Consider the following 20,318-nt stretch of genomic DNA (forward strand, 5'->3'; position numbering starts at 1 on the left):
CGAGGAGACGGCATCACATGAGCAAACCAACCGCAGCACCGGCGGCGATGACGCGTCGCGACTATGCATGGCACCGCATGGACACCGACAAGAACCTGATGGTCATCAACAGCATCCTGCTGTTCGAAGGCGCGGTCGACATGGAGCGGCTGACGTCCACCATCGCGCATCGCCTGCCCAACTATCCGCGCTTTACGCAGAAGGTGGTGCAGCGGCGCGGCCGCCCGCACTGGGTGGAGGACGAGCGGTTCGACATCACCCAGCACATCAAGCTGGAACAGCTGTCGCAGGAAGTGAGCCGCGAACAGCTGCAGGCCCACATGACGCGCATCGCCCACCTGCCGCTGGAACGCGACCGGCCGATGTGGCACATGACGGTGCTGGACCGCGTCAACGGCGGCCACGGCATCGTGTTCCGCGTCCACCACTGCATCACCGACGGCCTGGGCCTGGTGCATGTGCTCAACCACCTGACCGACGACAACGGCGTGCATGGCCGCACGCCCTCGCCGGTCGGCCATCCGCACCGCGCCACGGTCGCGCACAACGCCGTGTGCTCGGCGGTGGCTCGCAGCGTGTCGTGGCTGAAGATCGCCGCCCACGTGGCGCGGCTGTCGGTACTGTGGCCGGACGCGCACAGCCGCTTCAAGGCGCCGATGACCGGCGCCAAGCAGCTGGTCTGGCTGCCGCCGCTGGAGATGGAGCGGGTGCGCGCCATGTCCAAGCGCATGGGTGTGACCTTGAACGATGTGTGGGTGGCGGCCGTCTCCGGCGCGCTGCGGCGCTACCTGGACGAGCATGGCCAGCGTCCCGACGGTCGCGCGCTGCGCGCCGCCGTCACCTTCAACCTGCGCGAGAAGGCCAACGCCTTCCAGCTGGGGAACGAGTTCGGTCTGGTGGCGGTGGACCTGCCGACCAATGTCGACGACCCGCGCGTGCGGCTGCGCCAGTCCAGCGACCGCATGACGGCCATCAAGCGCTCACACCAGCCGCGCGCCACGATGGCCTTCCTGTCGATCGCCGGCTGCCTGCCGACGGCGCTGCAGCACTTCGCGCTGAATCTGTTCACGTCCAAGGGCTCGGTGGTGCTGACCAATATCGAAGGTCCCGGCAGCCGCCGCTACCTGGCCGGCTCGCGCATGACGGACCTGATCTGCTGGGTGCCGCAGGCGGGCAAGCTGGGAGTGGGCCTGGCGTTCATCTCCTACGCCGGCCAGATCCAGCTGGCCCTGTTCGTCGACACCGACCTGGTGCCCGATCCCGACCGCCTGATGGCGCTGACCTACGACGCTTTCGAAGAGCTGGAACTGGCCACCCGCCCGGTGCCGGGGGAACTGCCCCAGGAAACCACCGACGCCGGCCTTGCGGGCCGGCCGTTGGCGCCCGCAGCCTAACCCAGCTGCTTCATGTGGGCGATCAGTTGGTCGAGCGCCTTGCCCCAGCCATCGTGAAAGCCCATCTGCTTGTGCGCTTCCAGGGTGGCCGACGGGCCGGCCATCACCGAGCGGAACTGGCCGACCGGACGCAGGTCGCATTCTGCTTCCAGCGTCTTCCACGGCGCCGGCGTAAACCAGTGCACCAGATGCTCGGGTTTGGTCCATCTAGCCCAGACTTGCTCCGGCGAGATGTCGATGTCGCGCTAGAACACCAGGTCCAGCTCAGGATCGAAATTCTCAACGATGTTGGTCATGACGGCGTTCCTTAAAAGGTGTACTGCATGTTGATGTGCGAGATGCCGGCCTCGAAGAATTCGTCGCCGTCGATGGCGAAACCATGGCGCTCGTAAAATGGCGCGGCATGGGTTTGCGCGCTCAGCACCACCTGCTTGTCGCCGCGGGCGCGCGCTTGCTCCATCAGCGCTTGCAGCAAGGCGCCGCCGGTGCCGGTGCCGCGCGCGCCCTGGCGCACGGCCATGCGGCCGATGTGGCCGTCCGGCAGCAAGCGGCCGGTGCCGATCGGCGTGCCGGCGCTGTCGTAGGCCACGGCGTGCAGGCAGACCGCGTCCATGTGATCCATCTCCAGTTCGGCGGGAACTTGCTGTTCTTCGACGAAGACTTCAAAACGAATGAGCCTGGCGTCCGCGTTGAGCGGGGCGTTCCAGTCTCCGAAACGGATATCGTGCTTGGCGGTGTCGGTCATCGGCGTGCAATCAAGTTGGCGGAACACGATTGTCGCACGCAAGATGCCTTTCAGGGCGCCGCGCCGCCACTACGACGACGTTTTCGTATCCACCGCGTCAGCGCGGCCACCACGAGCACTATGCTGGCTATTCCGAACACCCACGACGACAGGACCGTGGGATACAGGTTATAGAAAATCGCCAATGAAAACCAGCACGCGTACAACCATTCGCGCGACCATGCGTTGCCGATGGCGAGCACTGCGAGGATGATCAGGCAAGCGTATGCATTCGTCTCAACCCAGTTTCATTTTGGCGCGCAAGGCTTCGCGCACGTGCGGCGTGGCGGCATACGGGTCGCCGGGATTGGTGGCGGCGACGATGTGCTCCATGCGCTCCTGCACGCCGGCCAGCGCGCCCGGATGCGAGTAGATGTAGAACTGGCCGTCGGCGATGGCCTTGAAGGTGATCTCGGCCACGTCCACGGCGGTGACCTTGCCAGACGAGACCGCCTTGTCCGTCATCGCCTGCGCGGCCAGCTGGCTGGCGGTCGGTCCCTGCGTCATGCGCACGTCTTCCGGCCGGTTGCGGTGCGACTGGCTGATGCCGGTCGGCACAAAGTAAGGACACAGCACCGAGGCGCCGATCGGCGCGCCGACCAGTTGCAAATCCTGGTACAGCGTTTCCGACAGCGACACCACCGCATGCTTGGAGACGTTGTACACGCCCATCGCCGGCGCGTTCAGCAGCCCCGCCATCGACGCCGTGTTGACGATATGGCCTTCGAACGACGGATCGCGCGACGCCGCATCGAGCATCAGTTTGGTGAAGATGCGCACGCCATGGATCACGCCCCACACGTTCACGCCCATCACCCATTCCCAGTCGGCTTCCGTGTTTTCCCAGATCAGCCCGCCCGAACCGACGCCGGCGTTGTTGAACAGCAGGTGCACGGCGCCGAATTCGGCCACGGCCGCGTCGGCCAGCGCCTGCACCTGCTCGCCTTTGCGCACGTCGCAGATCATGGCGATCACGCTGGCGCCCTGTCCCCTGAGCTCCGCGGCCGCGCGGTCCAGCGCGTCGCGTTGCACATCGGCCAGCACCAGCTTCATGCCCTCGCGCGCCGCCACGTTGGCGAATTCGCGGCCCAAACCACTTGCACCGCCGGTAATGACGACGACTTTGTCTCTGAATGTTTTCATTATTAGATTAGCTTCACCAGTTGTTTGCCGAAGTTGTGGCCCTGAAGCAGGCCGATAAACGCTTGCGGGGCGGCAGCCAGGCCGTCCGCCACCGATTCGCGGTATTTGATTTGGTGATTGGCCACCAGCACGGCCAGTTCCTGCAAGCCCTGCTGCCAGAATTCCATGTGTTCGGTGATGATGAAGCCGCGCACCGTCAGCCTGTTGATCAGCAACAGCCGCGAATTCTTGATCGGCATTTCCTGGCCGTTGTAGCCCGCGATCATGCCGCACAGCGCCACGCGGGCGAAGGCGTTGGTGCGCGCCAGCGAGGCATCCAGACAGGCGCCGCCGACGTTTTCAAAGATCGCGTCGACGCCGTCCGGCGTGGCGGCGGCCAGGTCGGCCTCGAGGTTGCCGGCCTTGTAGTCGACGCAGGCGTGGAAGCCCAGTTCCTTGACAACGTAATCGCACTTCTCCGCTCCGCCGGCAATGCCGACCACGCGGCAGCCGCGCAGCCTGGCCAGTTGGCCGACCACGCTGCCGACCGCGCCGCTGGCGGCCGACACCACCACCGTATCGCCGCTGCCCGCTTCCATGATCTGGTTGAAACCGTACCAAGCGGCCATGCCCGGCATGCCGACCACGCCAAGGAAGGCCGATAGCGGTATGCGCGTGGTGTCCAGCTTGCGCAGCAACAGGCCGTCGGATACGCCCATTTCGGACCAGCCCAGCATGCCGCCGACGAACTCGCCGACCTTGTAATACTCGTTGCGCGAGGCGACCACCTGCCCGACCGTGCCGCCTATCATGGTCTCGTCCAGCTGCTGCGACGTGGCGTAGCTCTTGGCCGCGCTCATGCGTCCGCGCATGTACGGATCCAGCGACAGGTAGTGGTTACGGATCAGCAGTTCGCCATCGGCCAGCGCCGGCACCGGCACTGTCTCCAGCCGGAAATTCTCCGGCGCCACCGGGCCGCGCGGACGCGCCGCCAGCACCATGCGCTGGTAAGTCTGAGGAATCTCGGCCATCGTCAGACTGCCGAGACGCCGCCGTCCACCGCCAGGATCTGGCCGGTGATATGCTTGCCCGCATCGGACGCGAACAGCACCGCCGCGCCTTTCAGGTCTTCGTCGTCGCCGAGTCGGCCCAGCGGGGCGTCCTTGGAGATCTCGTCCGGGCCCAGCTTTTCCAGCAAGCCCTTGGTCATCTTCGATGGGAAGAAGCCCGGCGCCAGCGCGTTGACGGTGATGCCGTGACGGCCCCACTCGCCCGCCAGGGTGCGGGTGAAGTTGACCAGCGCGCCTTTCGAGGTGTTGTAGGCGATGGTCTGCATGGTGCCCGGCGGATTGCCGGCCAGGCCGGCGATCGAGGCGATGTTGATGATGCGGCCGTACTTGCGCGGGATCATCGAGCGCTTGCCGACCAGCTGCGACACCACGAAGATGCTGCGGATGTTCAGGTTCATCACCTTGTCCCACGCTTCGACCGGATGGTCTTCGGCGGGCGCGCCCCAGCTGGCGCCGGCGTTGTTGATCAGGATGTCGATATGGCCCAGCTGTTCCAGCGCGGCGCTGACCAGCGCCTCCGCATGCGCGTCCTGCGACAGGTCGGCGGCGATGGCGTGGGCGGCGACGCCGTGGCCGGTCAGGAAGGCGACCGCCTCATCCAGGTCGGCCTGCTTGCGCGACGAGATGACGACCTTGGCGCCCTGCTCGCCCAGCGCCAGCGCCATCTGCAGGCCCAGTCCGCGCGAGCCGCCGGTGATCAGCGCGGTCTTGCCGGCCAGTGAAAACAGTTCTTGAGTTGTACGCATTGGGGTGGGTCCTTAGATTTCGTAGTCCATGCACTGGCGCTGGTCGCGCACGGCGCCGAAGAATGGCTTGATGGCCACGTGGTCCGGGTGTTCCTGGTAGGCGTCGAGCGCGGCCTTGTCGGTGAATTCGGAATACAGGATCACGTCGTAGGTCGCTTCCAGTCCGGGCTGGGCCACGGCCGCTTCGAATTTCAGGATGCCGGGCACCAGCTTGGCGCAGCCGTCCAGCATGGATTTCATCTTGGCGGCGTTGGTGGCGCGGTCGCCACCCTCGGCGTGTTCCTTCAGTTTCCACATCACGATGTGCTTGAGCATTGTTCTCTCCAGGTTAAAACCACGCGTCGCGCATGTCGAGCGTGGTGGTGTCTATGCTGGCCAGCAGTTCCAGCTGCTGTTCGACTTTCGGCAGTTCCCAGCGGAAGAAGTAGCGGCAGGCCTGCAGCTTGCCGCGGTAGAAATCGGCGTCGGCGCTGTCCAGGTCCAGCGAGGCTGCGGCCACCAAGGCCTGCTGCAGCCAGATCCACGCGACCACCACGTGGCCGACGGCTTCCAGATAGGTGCTGGCGTTGGCCAGGGTCTTGTTCATGTCGCCGGCAGCATACAGCTTTTGCGTCACTTGTTCCACTGCCTGCCAGGCGGCGTCCAGCGCATCGGCGTGCGCCAGCAGTTCGCTGCTGATGTCGCTCAGGTGAGCGCCGACCGCATCCGGCGCGCCGACGCTGCCGCGCACCTTGCGCACCGTCTTGCGCAGCTCGGCGCCGAAGGCCCTGAACAAGGCGCCATCCTGCGCCGCCACCTTGCGGCCCAGCAGGTCGAGGCCGTGAATGCCGTGCGTACCTTCATGGATGGCGTTCAGGCGGTTGTCGCGGTAGAACTGCTCGACGTTATATTCGCGCGTGTAGCCGTAGCCGCCGTGCACCTGGATCGCCAGGCTGTTGGCTTCGACACACCATTGTGACGGCCACGACTTGGTGATCGGCGTCAGGAAATCCAGCAGGCGCGCCGCGTGTTCGCGCGCTTCCGGCGTTTCCGCCGTCTGCTGTTCGTCGACCAGGCGGGCGCTGTACAGCACCAGGCCGAGGCCGCCTTCAACGTAAGCCTTTTGCGCCAGCAGCATGCGCCGCACGTCGGTGTGTTCGATGATGGGCAGCTGCGGCTGGGCCGGGTCCTTCTGCGCCGGATGGCGGCCTTGCGGACGGCTGCGGGCGTAGTCGAGCGCATGCAGGTAGCCGGTGTAGCCCAGCACCGCCGCGCCCAGGCCGACGGCGATGCGCGCGTCGTTCATCATGTGGAACATATTGGCCAGGCCCTGGTGCGGATTGCCGACCAGGTAGCCGATGGCGCCGCCCTTGCCTTGCGGCTTGAACTTGCCTTCGCCAAAATTGAGCAGGCAGTTGGTGGTGCCGCGATTGCCCATCTTGTGGTTCAGGCCGGCCAGCACGACGTCGTTGCGCTCGCCCAGGCTGCCGTCTTCATTGACCAGGTATTTCGGCACGATGAACAGCGAGATGCCCTTGACGCCGGGAATCAGCTTGCCGTCAGGCCCGGGAATCTTGGCCAGCACCAGGTGCACGATATTGTCCGACAGTTCGTGCTCGCCGGCGGAGATCCACATCTTGTTGCCGCTCAGGCGGAACTGGCGCTCGCCTTCCACGCCGCCGACCGGATCGGGCACGGCGCGGCTGGTGATGTCGGACAGGCTGGAGCCGGCCTGCGGTTCGCTCAGACACATGGTGCCGAAGAAACGTCCGGCAAACATCGGCTCGACATAGCGCCGCACCTGCGCCGGCGTGCCGGCCTTGAGCAGGGTTTTGGCGCCGCTCATCGTCAGAAAGGTGTAGGCGCTGGTGGCGACGTTGGCGGCCGTAAAGTACGACGCCAGCACCTTTTCCACCACCAGCGGCAGCTGCATGCCGCCGCGCGCGAAGTCCTGCCCGGCCGCCATCAGCCCGGCGGTGGAGAAAGCGTCCAGCGCGGTCTTCACTTCCGGAATGATCCTGACGTTCAGGCAGTGCTCGCCGGCCACCGCATGCGGCTCCTCGCCGTCGCTCTTTTTATTGTGCGGCGCGAACAGCTCGGTCGCCATCTGCTCGGCGGTATCGATGGCGGCGTCGAAGCTCTCGCGGTTGTGATCCTGGAAACGGGCGCGCTTGTTCAGCGCCTCCGCGTCCAGCCATTCGTACAGCATGAAGGCGATGTCGCGGCGCGACAGGATTTTCGACTGCATCACGCTTACACCACTTCGAACAGGCCTGCGGCTCCCTGGCCGCCACCGATACACATGGTGACGACCACATATTTGACGCCACGGCGCTTACCTTCCAGCAGCGCATGGCCGGTCAGGCGCGCGCCCGACACGCCGTACGGGTGGCCGACGGCGATCGCGCCGCCGTTGACGTTGAGGCGGTCCATCGGAATGCCCAGCTTGTCGGCGCAGTACAGCACCTGCACGGCAAAGGCTTCGTTCAATTCCCACAGGCCGATGTCCTCGACCTTGAGGCCGGCTTTCTTCAGCAGCTTGGGAATCGCAAACACCGGGCCGATGCCCATTTCATCGGGCTCGCAGCCGGCCACCGCGAAGCCGCGGAAGATGCCCAGCGGCGTCAAGCCCTTGGCGGCGGCGGTCTGCGCGCTCATCAGGATGGACATCGAGCCGCCGTCCGAGAACTGGCTGGCGTTGCCGGCGCTGATGACGCCGCCCGGCACCGCGCTGCGGATCTTGGACACGCCCTCATAGGTGGTGTCGGCGCGGATGCCTTCGTCGGCCGAGATCGTCACTTCCTTCGACAGCAGCATGCCGCTGGCCTTGTCGGCCACGCCCATGACGGTGGTCATCGGCACGATTTCCGCGTCGAACAGGCCGGCGGCCTGGGCGGCGGCGGCGCGCTGCTGGCTCTGCACGCCGTATTCGTCCTGGCGCTCGCGGCTGATGTTGTAGCGCCTGGCGACGGTCTCGGCCGTCTGCAGCATCGGCCAGTAGATTTCCGGCTTGTGCTCGGACAGCCAGACTTCCTTGTACATATGCATGTTCATTTCCTGCTGCACGCAGGAGATCGACTCGACGCCGCCGGCGGCGTAGATGTCGCCTTCGCCGGCGATGATGCGCTGGGCGGCGGTGGCGATGGTCTGCAGGCCGGACGAGCAGAAACGGTTGATGGTCATGCCGGCGGTGGTCACCGGGCAGCCGCCGCGGATGGCGATCTGGCGCGCGATGTTGCCGCCGGTGGCGCCCTCGGGATTGGCGCAGCCGACCAGCACGTCTTCCACTTCACCGGACTCGATGCCGGCGCGGCTGATGGCGGCGGCCAGCGCATGGCCACCCAGCGTGGCGCCGTGCGTCATGTTGAACGCGCCTTTCCACGATTTGGCAAGTGCGGTACGGGCGGTTGAAACAATGACGGCGTCGATCATGGAAGTCTCCTATGTGGATGATGTTTTGATGAACCCAGAATAGCATATTTTAGTACGGTCGTTCGCAAATATTTATGTCAGTTTCGTGTAAGTTTCGAGCAAGTATTGTGTAAGGTTCAACGGCCACACTGCATCCATGCTGACGAAGGAGTAACGAAGCAACGTGCACCTCTCGGCTGGGGAAATCCAAAAATTACAGGAGACAGACATGGCATCAACATCAGGCACCGCAGACCCGCGTAACCTGCCGAAGTCCGGCGCGATCACGCCGGAAGAACGCAAGGTCATCTTTGCGTCGTCGCTCGGTACCGTCTTTGAATGGTACGACTTTTATCTGTACGGCTCGCTCGCCGCCATCATCGCCAAGCAGTTCTTCATCGGCGATCCGACCACCACCTTCATTTTCGCACTGATGGCGTTTGCCGCCGGCTTTATCGTGCGTCCGTTCGGCGCGCTGGTGTTCGGCCGCCTGGGCGACATGATCGGCCGTAAATACACCTTCCTGATCACCATCCTGATCATGGGCGGCTCCACCTTCATCGTCGGCCTGCTGCCGGGCTATGCGGCGATCGGCATTGCCGCGCCGATTATCCTGGTCACGCTGCGCATCCTGCAGGGCCTGGCGCTGGGCGGCGAATACGGCGGCGCAGCCACCTACGTGGCCGAGCACGCACCGAACGGCAAGCGCGGCGCCTTCACCTCGTGGATCCAGACCACGGCGACCCTGGGCCTGTTCCTGTCGCTGCTGGTGATCCTGGGCACCCGCACCGCCATCGGCGAAGACGCGTTCAACGCCTGGGGCTGGCGCGTGCCGTTCCTGGTGTCGGTGCTGCTGCTGGGCATTTCGGTGTGGATCCGCCTGTCGATGAATGAATCGCCGGCCTTCGCCAAGATGAAAGCCGAAGGCAAGACCTCGAAAGCACCGCTGAGCGAAGCATTCGGCCAGTGGAAAAACCTCAAAGTCGTGATCCTGGCGCTGATCGGCCTGACCATGGGCCAGGCGGTGGTCTGGTACACCGGCCAGTTCTACGCGCTGTTCTTCATGACCCAGGTGCTGAAGGTCGACGGCCCCAACGCCAACATCATGACCGCGATCTCGCTGGCGCTTGCCACCCCGTTCTTCATCTTCTTCGGCACGCTGTCGGACAAGATCGGCCGCAAGTGGATCATCCTGGGCGGCTGCGTGCTGGCTGCGGCGACCTACTTCCCGCTGTTTGGCGCGCTGACCCACTACGGCAACCCGGCGCTGGAAACCGCGCTGAAAAATTCGCCGGTGGTGGTCGTGGCCGATCCTGCTTCGTGCAACTTCCAGTTCAACCCGACCGGCACCAAGAAGTTCCCTTCGTCGTGCGATATCGCGACCGGCATCCTGTCCAACGCTTCGGTGGCCTACACCAAGCAGGACGCGCCGGCCGGCAGCCTGGCCAAGGTCAAAGTGGGCGACAAGGAAATCACCTCGTTCAACGCGGTGATGACGCCTGACGGCCTGAACTTCGACGCAGACAGCAAGAAGGCCGAAGCGGCGCTGAAGAAGGAAGTCGGCGGCACCATCAAGGCTGCGGGCTATCCTGCCAAGGCTGAAGAAGCGCAGATGAACAAGCCGATGATGGTACTGATCCTGTTCATCCTGGTGCTGTATGTGACCATGGTGTACGGCCCGGTCGCCGCGATGCTGGTGGAAATGTTCCCGACCCGCATACGCTACACCTCGATGTCCCTGCCTTACCACATCGGCAACGGCTGGTTCGGCGGCCTGCTGCCGACGATCTCGTTCGCGCTGGTGGCGTTCAAGGGCGACATCTACTACGGCCTGTGGTATCCGATCATCATCGCCCTGATCACTGCCGTGATCGGCGCGCTGTTCGTCAGCGAAACCAAGGACAACAACATCTACGCCGCCGACTAACCGTCGCCGCGTAACGAAAATAGCCGCCAGCGATGGCGGCTATTTTTTTGCCCGGATAAACCCGAATACGCACATGCCATGTTAATCCCACACGGCATGTGAGATTTTGCCGACCTCAGCTGCTGAAGCCCTTGCCTTCTTCGACCAGCTTGACCAGCAGCGGCGCCGGCTTCCAGGCCTCGCCGTGGTGGCCGCGGGCATATTTGTTGATCGCTGCCAGCACATTCGGCAAGCCCACGGTGTCGGCATAGAACATCGGGCCGCCGCGGAACAGCGGGAAGCCGTAGCCGGTCAGGTAGACCATGTCGATGTCCGAGGCGCGCAGGGCGATGCCCTCTTCCAGGATGCGCGCCGCCTCATTGACCATCGAATACACCAGGCGCTCGACGATTTCCTGGTCGCTGATCTTGCGCCGCTCGACGCCGATGTCGGCCGAGTGCTGGACGATCATCGCGTTGACCTGCTCGTTCGGATAGGCCTTGCGGTCGCCGGCCTTGTAGTCGTACCAGCCGGCGCCGGTCTTCTGGCCGAAGCGGCCCATTTCGCACAGCAGGTCGGCGGTCTTCGAGTAGCTGATTTCCGGCTTCTCGACGTAGCGGCGCTTGCGGATGGCCCAGCCGATGTCGTTGCCGGCCAGGTCGCCCATGCGGAACGGGCCCATGGCAAAGCCGAATTTCTCGGCGGCCTTGTCGACCTGCTCCGGCAGCGCGCCCTCCTCCAGCAGGAAGCCGGCCTGGCGGCTGTATTGCTCGATCATGCGGTTGCCGATGAAGCCGTCGCACACGCCCGACACGACGCCGGTCTTCTTCAGCTTTTTCGACAGTGCCAGCGCGGTGGCCAGCACGTCCTTGCCGGTCCGCGCGCCGCGCACGATTTCCAGCAGCTTCATGACGTTGGCCGGCGAGAAGAAGTGGGTGCCGATGACGTCCTGCGGACGCCTGGTGAAGGCGGCGATCTGGTCGACGTCCAGCGTGGAGGTGTTGGTGGCCAGGATAGCGCCCGGCTTCATCACCTCGTCCAGCTTGCGGAACACGGTTTCCTTGACGCTCATTTCCTCGAACACGGCTTCGACCACGATGTCGGCCTGGGCGATCTCTTCATACGCCAGGGTGCCGCTCAGCAGCGCCATGCGCTGGTCGAACTTCTCCTGCGTCAGCTTGCCCTTCTTCAGCGTGTTTTCATAGTTCTTGCGGATCGTGGCGATGCCCTTGTCCAGCGCTTCCTGGCGGGTTTCCAGCATGACCACCGGAATGCCGGCGTTGAGGAAGTTCATCGCGATGCCGCCGCCCATGGTGCCGGCGCCGATCACGGCCGCCTGTTTGATCGCGCGCACCGGGGTGTCGGCCGGCACGTCCGGCACCTTGCTGGCCACGCGCTCGGCGAAGAAGGCGTGGCGCAGCGCTTTCGACTCGGTGGTCTGGATCAGGTGCAGGAAGCGTTCGCGCTCGAACTTCATGCCGTCTTCGAATTTCATGGTGACCGAGGCGGCCACCGTTTCCACGCATTCCAGCGGTGCCGGGAACGGGCCGGACATGGCCTTGACCGTGTTGCGCGAGAATTGCAGGAAGGCTTCGTGGTTCGGGTAGTCCACCTTGCGGTCGCGCACTTTCGGCAGCGGACGCGCGTCGGCGATCGTTCCGGCGAAGGCGACGGCGGACTGCACCAGGTCGGCATCGGCGGCGAACACCTGGTCGAACAAGGCGGTGCCGGCCAGCTTTTCGGACGCCACCGGCGTGCCGGAGACGATCATGTTCAGCGCCATTTCCAGGCCCAGTACGCGCGGCAGGCGCTGCGTGCCGCCTGCGCCCGGCAGCAGACCCAGCTTGACTTCCGGCAGCGCGATCTGCGCGCCCGGCAGCGCCACGCGGTAGTGGCAGCCCAGCGCCAGTTCCAGGCCGCCACCCATGCATACGGTGTGGATGGCGGCCACCACCGGCTTGGTCGAGCCCTCGGCGGTGGCGATCAGCGTGTGGAGGCTGGGCTCGGTCAGCGCCTTGGGCGAATTGAATTCCTTGATGTCGGCGCCGCCGGAAAACGCCTTGCCGGCGCCGGTGATGACGATGGCCTTGACGGCGTCGTCGGCCAGCGCCTGCTGGATGCCCTGCACGGCCGCCGTGCGGGTGGCCAGGCCCAGGCCGTTGACCGGCGGATTGTTCAGCGTGATGACGGCGACGGCGCCGTGGACTTGATATTCAGCAGTCATGTCTCTTCCTTATGTTTTAGTGGGAACCTCAGCCCGCTCACTATACCGCATAAAAGAACGATCGTATTATTTTTTTTGTTGGCGTTCTTGCATGGTACAGGATGGCCCGCCAGCCAGCCATGCAAACTTGTCTTTCCGGCCACCGCTTTTGAATGCGGCGATAGCGCTTTGTGAATAAGAGAAAACACTGCTTAAAACATAAGCCACCGTTAATTCCACGTGGCAAATAAAGTACACGGCCAATTAAAACTTTCGGCAAGCTCTTGTGTTTTATGGGAATTCGGCTGAATATTAATGCGGAAAATCCAATAACTTCTTGGATTAAATTCTCTCCAAATATAACAGGACTCCATATGGACGCGCATAGCCAGGTAATCAAATCGCAGGATCTGGATATTCAAGCTATTAACACCGCGCTGAACCGCGTGCAAGCGCTGATCGAGTTCGGACTGGACGGCACCATCCTGCATGCCAACGACAATTTCCTCGCCACTGTCGGCTACACGCTGGAGGAAGTCCAGGGCAAGCATCACTCGATCTTCTGCGATCCCGAGTACGTCAAGACGGCGGAGTACAAGGACCTGTGGGCCCGCCTGGGGCGTGGCGAGTTCGACCGCGGCGACTACAAGCGCTTCGCCAAGGGCGGCCGCGAGGTGTGGATCAACGCATCCTACAACCCGATCATCGACGCCGATGGCAAGGCCTACAAGGTCATCAAGTTCGCCACGGTGATCACCGACAGCAAGCTCAAGAGCTCCGAATACGAAGGCAAGGTCGACGCCATCTCCAAGGCGCAGGCGGTGATCGAGTTCGACATGGGCGGGCATGTGCTGAATGCCAACGATAATTTCCTGAATGTCATGAGTTATACGCTGGAGGATATTAAGGGCGAGCACCATCGCATGTTCTGCGAGCCCGAATATATTAATAGTTCAGAATATAAACGGTTCTGGCAAAAATTGAATCGTGGCGAATTCGACAGCGGCCGATATAAACGAATCGGCAATAATGGCAAAACCATATGGATACAGGCGACTTATAATCCGATACTCGATTTGAATGGCAAGCCTTATAAGATTGTCAAATTCGCGACCGATATCACGGCCCAGGTCAACCTGGAAGTCTCGGTGGCGGCCAAGGCCGACTCGGACGGCGCCAAGATCAAGCGTTTGCTGGAGTCGGTCGAGCGCGCCGCGCAGGGCGACCTGACCAGCAAGATCGCCGTCGATGGCGATGAGCCGCTGGACCATCTGGCCGAAGGCATCAGCAAGATGATCGCCGACCTGCGCAAGGTGATCGGCGACGTGGTGGCCTCGGCCGGCGGCCTGTCCGAGGCCTCGACCACCATCGCCGAGCGTTGCAACGGCGTCGCCGTCGGCACCCAGGCGCTGGGCGCCACGGTCGAGGAGATGAACGCTTCCATCGACGGCCTGACCAACTCCATCAATTCGATCGCCAACAGCACCACCGGCGCCGACACCCTGGCCAAGACCACCCAGCGCGAGGCCGAGGCCGGCGCCAAGGCGGTGGCCAAGTCGATCGAGGCGATGGACCTGATCAACCGCTCGTCGGAAGACATCGGCGAGATCGTCAAGGTGATCAGCGAGATCGCCAACCAGACCAATATGCTGGCCTTCAACGCGGCCATCGAGGCGGCGCGCGCCGGCGAGCACGGGCTGGGCTTCTCGGTGGTCGCCGACGAGGTGCGCAAGCTGGCCGAGCGCTCGTCGCAGGCGACCAAGGAAATCTCCAAGCTGATCAACGAGTCGGTCAAGCGGGTCTCGGCCGGCAGCGAAATCTCGCGCCAGGCCAGCGACGCGTTCGACAAGATCGTGGCCGGCGTCGCCCAGACCACGGTGGCCATTTCCGACATCTCCAAAGCCACCAACGAGCAGCTGTTGACGGCGCGCGAAGTGAGCACGGCGGTGCAATACATCGCCGAGGAAGCGGAAAAATCGGCGGCCGCCTGCGACAGCATCGCCCGCTCGACCGAGGGACTCAACCAACGCGCCGGGGACCTGAATAAAACCGTCGCCGGCTTCGTGGTCTAACCGTGGACAGCAGCGCCGGACTGAACCCGGCGACGCTGAGCGCGCTGATCGCGCTGGTGCGCAAACACACCGGCATCGCGATGACGGAGCGCAAAAGCGTGCTGCTGGAGGGGCGCCTGCGGCCAAGGATGCAGGCGCTGGCGATAGGCAGCTACCAGGCCTACCTGGACAAGGTGGAACAGGACCGTTCGGAGATCCCGCACTTTATCGACCTGGTCACCACCAACGACACGCTGTTCTTCCGCACGCCGCAGGTGTGGGACTACGTGGAGCAGGAGTTCCTGCCGCAATGGTGGCAGGCGCATCCGGGCGGATGCCTGAAGGTCTGGTCGGCGGCGGCGTCCAGCGGCGAGGAACTGTATTCGATGGCCATGCTGTGCGAGGAATTCCAGGCGGCCCACCCCGGCTTCACCTACCGCATCCATGCGACCGACATTTCGCGGCAGGTGCTGGAGCAGGCGCGCGCCGGCGACTACGCCGGGCGTTCCGTCGAACGCATCCTCAGCACGCATCCGGACTGGGTGAAAAAATATTTCAAGCCCGGCAGCAAAGGCCTGCAAGTGGTGGATGCATTGAAAAGGAACGTCGAGCTGGCGCAGCACAACCTGCTGGCGCCGCTCAAGCCGCACAAGAAATTCGACCTGGTGTTCTTGCGCAACGTGCTGATCTACTTTGACCAGGAGCACCAGGAAGCGGTGTTGCAGCAGGTCCGCCACAGCATGACGCCCGATTCCCGCCTGATCCTGGGCGAGTCCGAGTCGATCCGCGGCCTCAACCTGCCCTACCACTGCGAGCGGCCGATGGTCTATACGATGGATAAGCGAGCAACCCCGTGATCACACACCACATCATTCCCAATCCGCGCGCCGGAGCGCTGGGCCCCGGCCCGGCGGTGCCGCCGCAATGCCTGCAGGTGACCATGGGCAAACTGAAGATAGGCGCCCGCACCGGCCAGCTGCAAGCCCTGCTGGGCTCCTGCATCGGCATCGGCTTCATCTGGAGAAAGCGCGGCCGCTGCGGACTGGCCCATTGCCTGCTGCCGGAAGCGCCGGAATTGCAGGCTGAACTGGGCGCGCGCTACGTCAGCCAGGCGGTGCCGTCGCTGCTGATGATGATGGGCGCCACCGAAGCCGACTATCCCGATATCGAGGTGATCGTGGCGGGCGGCGCCAACATGCTCGGCAACTACACCAGCCGCTTGCAGATTGGCACGCAAAACGCCGCCGCCGCCCACAAATACCTGAGCCTGCACGGCTTGACCGTGCGCTATTGCCGCGTCGGCGGCGAGTGCGGCCGCACCATGACCATCGATTGCGCCACCCACAGCTACGCCATCTGCGAGATCGGCAACCATCCACAGGACCTCCGCCATGCAAGCAACTGACAGCGCCACCGAATTGTTCGGCTCCTTTGTGCTCGGCGCGGATGAATTCGCGCTGCCCGCCAGCTGCATCCGCGAGGTGGTCAATTTCCCGGACAAGGTCAGCGCGCTGCCGCTGTCGCCGAAGTTCCTCGAAGGCGTGTTCACCCTGCGCGGCGCGGTGATCCCGGTGGTCAACCTGGGCCGCGTGTTCAGCGCTGACGCGCGCGGCGCCGAAGCCAGCGACAAGATCGCCATCCTCGACTTCCAGGGCGTGCTGGTCGGCATCCTGTTCCATGCCACCGGCGAGATCCTGCGCGTGCGGCGCGAGCAGCGCAGCACGCTGAGCTACGCCAACGGCGACGCCCACGGCGTGGTGGCCGGCACCATCCTGCTCAGCGACGGCGCCCGCCTGGTGCAGGTGCTGGATCCGGCCGCGCTGGTGCGCATCGAGAACGTGCCGCAGGTGTTGGCGCTGCGGGGAGCCGGCAGGCAGGCGGCGCAGCGCAGCCAGGGCGAGCGGCGCCAGTGCGTCAGCTTCCGCGTCGGCGCGTCGTCGTTCGCGTTCGAGATGAGCGCGATCCAGGAGATCATCCGCGTGCCGGAACTGCAGGCGTCGATATTGAACAGCGCGTTGTGCCTGGGCCGCATCAATTTTCGCGGCAGCCAGGTGGCGGTGGTCGATTTCACCGCCCTGCTGAGCGCAGCGCCAACCACGCGCGAGCTCCATGCCGACCAGCGCATCGTCATCGCCCGCATCGACGACGCAACCATCGGCTTCCTGGTCGACTCGGTCGACAGCATCGTCAACTTCTACAGCGAAGAGCTGATGGCGATACCGCTGCTGAGCAAGGCGCGCGCCGGCATGTTCGGCGGCTGCATCGCCAAGCCGGGGCTGGGCGACATCATCTTCCTCAACCACCGTGAAATCTTCAGCAGCACCGAGATCCAGGAAATGCGCACCGGCCACGCCAACCTGTATCCCAAGGACCAAACCGGCGCGGCGCCGGCCGGGCAGCAGGCGGCCAAGCGCAGCCAGCGCCAGGTCTACATCACCTTCGCGCTGGAGAACACCTACGCGGTGGAGATCAAGCAGGTGCGCGAGATTATCGATTTTTCCGACGACATCACGCGGCCGCCGGGCATGCCGGACTTCATGCGTGGCATGCTGAACCTGCGCCAGCAAATGATCAGCGTGATCGACTTGCGCAGCCTGTACCGGATGCCCGCGCTGGAGCACCGCGGCCAGGCCAAGATCCTGGTCATCGAGCGCGGCGAAGAACTCTACGGCCTGATGGTGGACGCCGTCGAGAACATCATGACGGTCAACGACAGCCGGCGCTTCACGGCGCCCAAGATGATGCGCAACACCAGCGCGCAAGGCGATCCGCGCAGCGAGATGGAGGAAGTCATCGATATCGAGGGCGACGGCGACAACCACCAGACGCTCAGCGTGTTCGAGTGCGACCGCCTGCTGCAACGATTGGCACGCGAGATTCCGGCGCTGGCGGCATGAGCGCCGCTGGAGTAAAGTGGGACCGTGCCGGCAGCCGCCGGCGGCTTACTTTTTCCGAGGTTGACTATGTCCATGCCACGCCGCGCCATCGCCGTGTTGATTCCCCTGAGCCTGCTGGCCGCCAGCGCCTATGCGCTGTCGCTGGCCGATTTGACCAACCAGGACGCATCCGGCGGCTTGAAGGCGGCGCTGGAACAGGGCTCTTCGATGGCGGTCTCCAAGCTCGGTACGGACGGGGGCTTTCTGAACAACGCCAAGGTGCGCATTCCGCTGCCGAAGATCCTGGAGCAGGCGCGCCCGCTGCTGAAGATGACCGGCAAGGGGCAGCAGCTCGACGACCTGGTGGTGCAGATGAACCACGCGGCCGAGGCGGCCGTGCCGATGGCCAAGCCGCTGCTGCTGGATGCCGTCAAGTCGATGACGGTCACCGACGCCAAGAACATCCTGACCGGCGGCGACACCTCGGTGACCGACTTCTTCCGCGAGAAGACCTCGCCCAAGCTGGCGGTGCAGTTCCTGCCGATCGTGAAAAAGGTCACCGACCGCTCCGACCTGGCGAACAAGTACAACGCCACGATGGCGCTGGCGCCGAAGATGGGCATGCTGGCCAAGGACCAGAGCACGGTCGAAGGCTACGTCACCCAGCGCGCGCTGGACGGTCTGTACACGATGATAGGTGAAGAAGAAAAAGCCATCCGCGCCGATCCTCTCGGACAGGGCAGCAAGCTCATAGGAAAAGTGTTCGGCGCCCTCAAATGAAGCAGTAAAGAACGTCTCCTCCCCTCGCCCGGCCGCCGCCGGGCTTTTTTTGCCTTGAAATCCGGCGGCGTCAGCGTTAAGATAGATAGGTAACCTACCTATCTTTACTTTATCCCATGGAAAAACCTGTTCCGCAGGAAGCCATCGCGCTGGCCGACGAGTTGCGCAACGTCCTGCATCACGTATTTCGCCGCATCCGCCATGAGGGCGACAGCGATCCATCCGGCCTGTCGCTGCAGCACAGGATGCTGCTGTCGACCATCAGCCAGACGCCGGGCATCGGCGTGGCCGAACTGGCGCGCATGGAAAAGCTGCGCGGACCGACCATGAGCGGCCATATCAAGTCGCTGGAAGCGGCCGGTCTGATACGGCGCGACACGCCCGATCCGGAAGACCGCCGCCGCAGCGGCCTGCTGCTGAGCGAGCACGGCGCCGCCGTGCTGGAAGACATCCGCAACCGCCGCCGCGACTGGCTGGCGCGCAAGCTGGCGCAGCTGCCGCCGGAAGGCGCGCAGGCGCTACGCAACGCACTTATTTACCTCAACGAGATCGGCGAATGACCATTCCTTCCGCAGCCCCCACCCGGCTTGAAATCCGCGCCATTTACCGCGGGCTGGTCATCATGATCGCCCTGTCCGCGCTGGACCAGAGCATCGTCGCCACCGCGTTGCCGCGCATCGTATCGGACCTGGGCGGCATGACCCATCTGTCGTGGGTGGTGACGGCCTATGTGCTGGCCTCGACCGCCACCATGCCGCTGTACGGCAAGCTCAGCGACCAGTACGGCCGCAAGCCGCTGCTGTACACCGCCATCATCACTTTCCTGGCCGGCTCGATGCTGTGCGGCCTGGCGCAGAACATGTTCCAGCTGATCGCCTTCCGCGCCATACAGGGTCTGGGCGCGGGCGGCTTCCTGCCGCTGGCGCAGATCGTCATCGGCGATTTGATACCGCCGGCCGAACGCGGCAAGCGCCAGGGCAGCATCGCCGCCGTGTACGCGGTGACCAGCGTGCTGGGACCTGTGATCGGCGGCCTGCTGACGGACTGGCTGTCGTGGCACTGGATCTTCTACGTCAACCTGCCGGTCGGCGCGCTGGCGCTGTACGCGATCGCCAAGTCCATGCACGGCGACCGTCCGCACCACGCGCACAAGATCGACTACCTGGGATCGGCGCTGATGACCGGCGCCGTGACGGCTGCGCTGCTGGTGCTGGCGCTGGGCGGCACCGAATGGCCGTGGGATTCGCATGAGGTGAAGTTCCTGAGCCTGCTGTCGGCGGCACTGGCGGCCGCGTTGCTGGCCCACGTGCGCCGCGTGCCCGAGCCGGTGCTGCCGCCAGACCTGTTCCAGAACCGCGTGTTCAACGTGGCCAGCATCGTGCTGGCGCTGACCTTCGTCGGCATGATGGGCTCCAGCGTGTTCTTCCCGCTGCTGTTCCAGATGGTGATGGGCGTCAGCCCCGCCAACTCGGGCCTGCTGACGATGCCGATGATGGTCGGCCTGGTGATCTCGTCCACGCTGAACGGCCGCGTGCTGGCCAAGTCGGGCGGCCGCTACAAGCCGGCGCAAATCATCGGCCTGAGCCTGGCGACGCTGTCGTTCGGCGTGCTGGCCTGGTCCATCTCGACCTCGGCCGGCTACATGGTGCTGGAGCCGGCCATTTTCGTGCTCGGCGCCGGCCTGGGGCTGGTGATGCCTAACATGACGATGGCGGTGCAGAACGCCCTGCCCGCCACGCGGCGCGGCGTCGGCACGGCGATGCTGGCCTTCTTCCGTTCGTTGGGCGGCCTGGTCGGCGTGACGGGGTCCGGCGCGATCCTGGCGCAGCGACTGCACGGACAGGCCGCGACCGCCGACGTCTATCGCCACGCGATCGCCAGCATCTTCACCGCCGGCACCGTGCTGGTCGGGCTGGGCTTGCTGATGCTGTACTTCCTGCCCGAGCTGCCGCTGGCGACCCACACCGCGGAGCACGCCAGGATGGCGAAATAAAGT

At 64.4% G+C, this 20,318-nt stretch carries 18 protein-coding genes and 1 pseudogene; 10 read left to right on the top strand and 9 right to left on the bottom strand.

The annotated features are described in order from the left end of the window. Positions 1–17 precede the first annotated feature (17 nt). Positions 18–1,394: a wax ester/triacylglycerol synthase family O-acyltransferase gene (locus ACCD07_RS00880; protein WP_413446227.1), complete on the top strand. Its 1,377-nt coding sequence runs from the start codon at positions 18–20 to the stop codon at positions 1,392–1,394. Here ACCD07_RS00880 and ACCD07_RS00885 read toward each other — a convergent pair. The 8 genes from ACCD07_RS00885 to ACCD07_RS00920 form a co-directional block, all read right to left on the bottom strand. Continuing rightward, on the bottom strand, positions 1,391–1,633 hold the full coding sequence (locus ACCD07_RS00885) for an SRPBCC domain-containing protein (protein WP_413446248.1): 243 nt from the start codon (positions 1,631–1,633) through the stop codon (positions 1,391–1,393). The two genes, ACCD07_RS00880 and ACCD07_RS00885, sit on opposite strands and share 4 nt — an antisense overlap. Before the next feature lie 68 nt (positions 1,634–1,701). Next, complete coding sequence (locus ACCD07_RS00890) at positions 1,702–2,139, bottom strand: GNAT family N-acetyltransferase (RefSeq protein ID WP_413446249.1); 438 nt, start codon at positions 2,137–2,139, stop codon at positions 1,702–1,704. Between the two features lie 276 nt (positions 2,140–2,415). Beyond that, positions 2,416–3,321, bottom strand: a complete 906-nt coding sequence (locus tag ACCD07_RS00895; protein WP_413446228.1) for an SDR family oxidoreductase — start codon at positions 3,319–3,321, stop codon at positions 2,416–2,418. Positions 3,322–3,323: 2 nt separating this feature from the next. After that, complete coding sequence (locus ACCD07_RS00900) at positions 3,324–4,322, bottom strand: NADP-dependent oxidoreductase (RefSeq protein WP_413446250.1); 999 nt, start codon at positions 4,320–4,322, stop codon at positions 3,324–3,326. 11 nt (positions 4,323–4,333) lie between these two features. Continuing rightward, the gene (locus ACCD07_RS00905) at positions 4,334–5,116 is read right to left on the bottom strand and encodes an SDR family oxidoreductase (protein ID WP_413446229.1); all 783 of its coding nucleotides are present in this window, start codon (positions 5,114–5,116) and stop codon (positions 4,334–4,336) included. Between the two features lie 12 nt (positions 5,117–5,128). Further along, positions 5,129–5,431 (bottom strand): Dabb family protein, encoded by a 303-nt coding sequence (locus ACCD07_RS00910; protein WP_176650644.1) that lies wholly within the window; start codon positions 5,429–5,431, stop codon positions 5,129–5,131. A 13-nt stretch (positions 5,432–5,444) separates the two neighbouring features. Next, positions 5,445–7,343 (bottom strand): acyl-CoA dehydrogenase, encoded by a 1,899-nt coding sequence (locus tag ACCD07_RS00915; protein ID WP_413446251.1) that lies wholly within the window; start codon positions 7,341–7,343, stop codon positions 5,445–5,447. Between the two features lie 5 nt (positions 7,344–7,348). Continuing rightward, positions 7,349–8,527: an acetyl-CoA C-acyltransferase gene (locus tag ACCD07_RS00920; protein ID WP_176650642.1), complete on the bottom strand. Its 1,179-nt coding sequence runs from the start codon at positions 8,525–8,527 to the stop codon at positions 7,349–7,351. 208 nt (positions 8,528–8,735) lie between these two features. Between ACCD07_RS00920 and ACCD07_RS00925 the strand changes: the two genes are divergently transcribed. After that, complete coding sequence (locus ACCD07_RS00925) at positions 8,736–10,433, top strand: MFS transporter (RefSeq protein WP_176650641.1); 1,698 nt, start codon at positions 8,736–8,738, stop codon at positions 10,431–10,433. 115 nt (positions 10,434–10,548) lie between these two features. On the opposite strand, the gene ACCD07_RS00930 is transcribed toward ACCD07_RS00925, so the two are convergent. Next, positions 10,549–12,636 (bottom strand): 3-hydroxyacyl-CoA dehydrogenase NAD-binding domain-containing protein, encoded by a 2,088-nt coding sequence (locus tag ACCD07_RS00930; protein WP_413446230.1) that lies wholly within the window; start codon positions 12,634–12,636, stop codon positions 10,549–10,551. Between the two features lie 353 nt (positions 12,637–12,989). On the opposite strand from ACCD07_RS00930, the gene ACCD07_RS00935 reads away from it, so the two are divergent. From ACCD07_RS00935 to ACCD07_RS00970, 8 genes and pseudogenes are all read left to right on the top strand, one after another. Next, a complete protein-coding gene (locus ACCD07_RS00935; protein ID WP_413446231.1) occupies positions 12,990–14,687 on the top strand; it encodes a methyl-accepting chemotaxis protein in 1,698 nt (565 codons plus the stop codon). A 2-nt stretch (positions 14,688–14,689) separates the two neighbouring features. Further along, on the top strand, positions 14,690–15,523 hold the full coding sequence (locus ACCD07_RS00940) for a CheR family methyltransferase (protein WP_413446232.1): 834 nt from the start codon (positions 14,690–14,692) through the stop codon (positions 15,521–15,523). Then, the gene (locus ACCD07_RS00945) at positions 15,520–16,071 is read left to right on the top strand and encodes a chemotaxis protein CheD (RefSeq protein WP_353398497.1); all 552 of its coding nucleotides are present in this window, start codon (positions 15,520–15,522) and stop codon (positions 16,069–16,071) included. The genes ACCD07_RS00940 and ACCD07_RS00945 overlap by 4 nt, the downstream gene beginning before the upstream one ends. Continuing rightward, positions 16,058–16,972, top strand: a pseudogene (locus tag ACCD07_RS00950) (chemotaxis protein CheW); the annotation flags it as partial. The gene ACCD07_RS00945 and the pseudogene ACCD07_RS00950, both read left to right, overlap by 14 nt. Before the next feature lie 138 nt (positions 16,973–17,110). Further along, the gene (locus ACCD07_RS00955; RefSeq protein WP_413446252.1) at positions 17,111–17,563 is read left to right on the top strand and encodes a chemotaxis protein CheW; all 453 of its coding nucleotides are present in this window, start codon (positions 17,111–17,113) and stop codon (positions 17,561–17,563) included. A 66-nt stretch (positions 17,564–17,629) separates the two neighbouring features. After that, a complete protein-coding gene (locus ACCD07_RS00960; RefSeq protein WP_353398492.1) occupies positions 17,630–18,322 on the top strand; it encodes a DUF4197 domain-containing protein in 693 nt (230 codons plus the stop codon). 116 nt (positions 18,323–18,438) lie between these two features. Beyond that, complete coding sequence (locus ACCD07_RS00965) at positions 18,439–18,882, top strand: MarR family transcriptional regulator (protein WP_176650635.1); 444 nt, start codon at positions 18,439–18,441, stop codon at positions 18,880–18,882. Further along, a complete protein-coding gene (locus ACCD07_RS00970) occupies positions 18,879–20,315 on the top strand; it encodes an MDR family MFS transporter (protein ID WP_413446233.1) in 1,437 nt (478 codons plus the stop codon). Before ACCD07_RS00965 ends, ACCD07_RS00970 begins: the two co-directional genes overlap by 4 nt. The last annotated feature ends 3 nt before the right edge of the window (positions 20,316–20,318 follow it).

The sequence above is a fragment of the Duganella sp. Dugasp56 genome (genome assembly GCF_047304105.1).
Taxonomy (GTDB): Bacteria; Pseudomonadota; Gammaproteobacteria; order Burkholderiales; family Burkholderiaceae_D; genus Rugamonas; species Rugamonas hordei.

What these genes read in the sequence shown, in the direction of transcription:
- ACCD07_RS00890 (WP_413446249.1), bottom strand. Translation starts at nt 2,139, where the DNA reads ATGACCGACACCGCCAAGCACGATATCCGTTTCGGAGACTGGAACGCC.
- ACCD07_RS00960 (WP_353398492.1), top strand. Translation starts at nt 17,630, where the DNA reads ATGTCCATGCCACGCCGCGCCATCGCCGTGTTGATTCCCCTGAGCCTG.
- ACCD07_RS00930 (WP_413446230.1), bottom strand. Translation starts at nt 12,636, where the DNA reads ATGACTGCTGAATATCAAGTCCACGGCGCCGTCGCCGTCATCACGCTG.
- ACCD07_RS00965 (WP_176650635.1), top strand. Translation starts at nt 18,439, where the DNA reads ATGGAAAAACCTGTTCCGCAGGAAGCCATCGCGCTGGCCGACGAGTTG.
- ACCD07_RS00920 (WP_176650642.1), bottom strand. Translation starts at nt 8,527, where the DNA reads ATGATCGACGCCGTCATTGTTTCAACCGCCCGTACCGCACTTGCCAAA.
- ACCD07_RS00910 (WP_176650644.1), bottom strand. Translation starts at nt 5,431, where the DNA reads ATGCTCAAGCACATCGTGATGTGGAAACTGAAGGAACACGCCGAGGGT.
- ACCD07_RS00970 (WP_413446233.1), top strand. Translation starts at nt 18,879, where the DNA reads ATGACCATTCCTTCCGCAGCCCCCACCCGGCTTGAAATCCGCGCCATT.
- ACCD07_RS00925 (WP_176650641.1), top strand. Translation starts at nt 8,736, where the DNA reads ATGGCATCAACATCAGGCACCGCAGACCCGCGTAACCTGCCGAAGTCC.
- ACCD07_RS00915 (WP_413446251.1), bottom strand. Translation starts at nt 7,343, where the DNA reads ATGCAGTCGAAAATCCTGTCGCGCCGCGACATCGCCTTCATGCTGTAC.
- ACCD07_RS00935 (WP_413446231.1), top strand. Translation starts at nt 12,990, where the DNA reads ATGGACGCGCATAGCCAGGTAATCAAATCGCAGGATCTGGATATTCAA.
- ACCD07_RS00905 (WP_413446229.1), bottom strand. Translation starts at nt 5,116, where the DNA reads ATGCGTACAACTCAAGAACTGTTTTCACTGGCCGGCAAGACCGCGCTG.
- ACCD07_RS00880 (WP_413446227.1), top strand. Translation starts at nt 18, where the DNA reads ATGAGCAAACCAACCGCAGCACCGGCGGCGATGACGCGTCGCGACTAT.
- ACCD07_RS00895 (WP_413446228.1), bottom strand. Translation starts at nt 3,321, where the DNA reads ATGAAAACATTCAGAGACAAAGTCGTCGTCATTACCGGCGGTGCAAGT.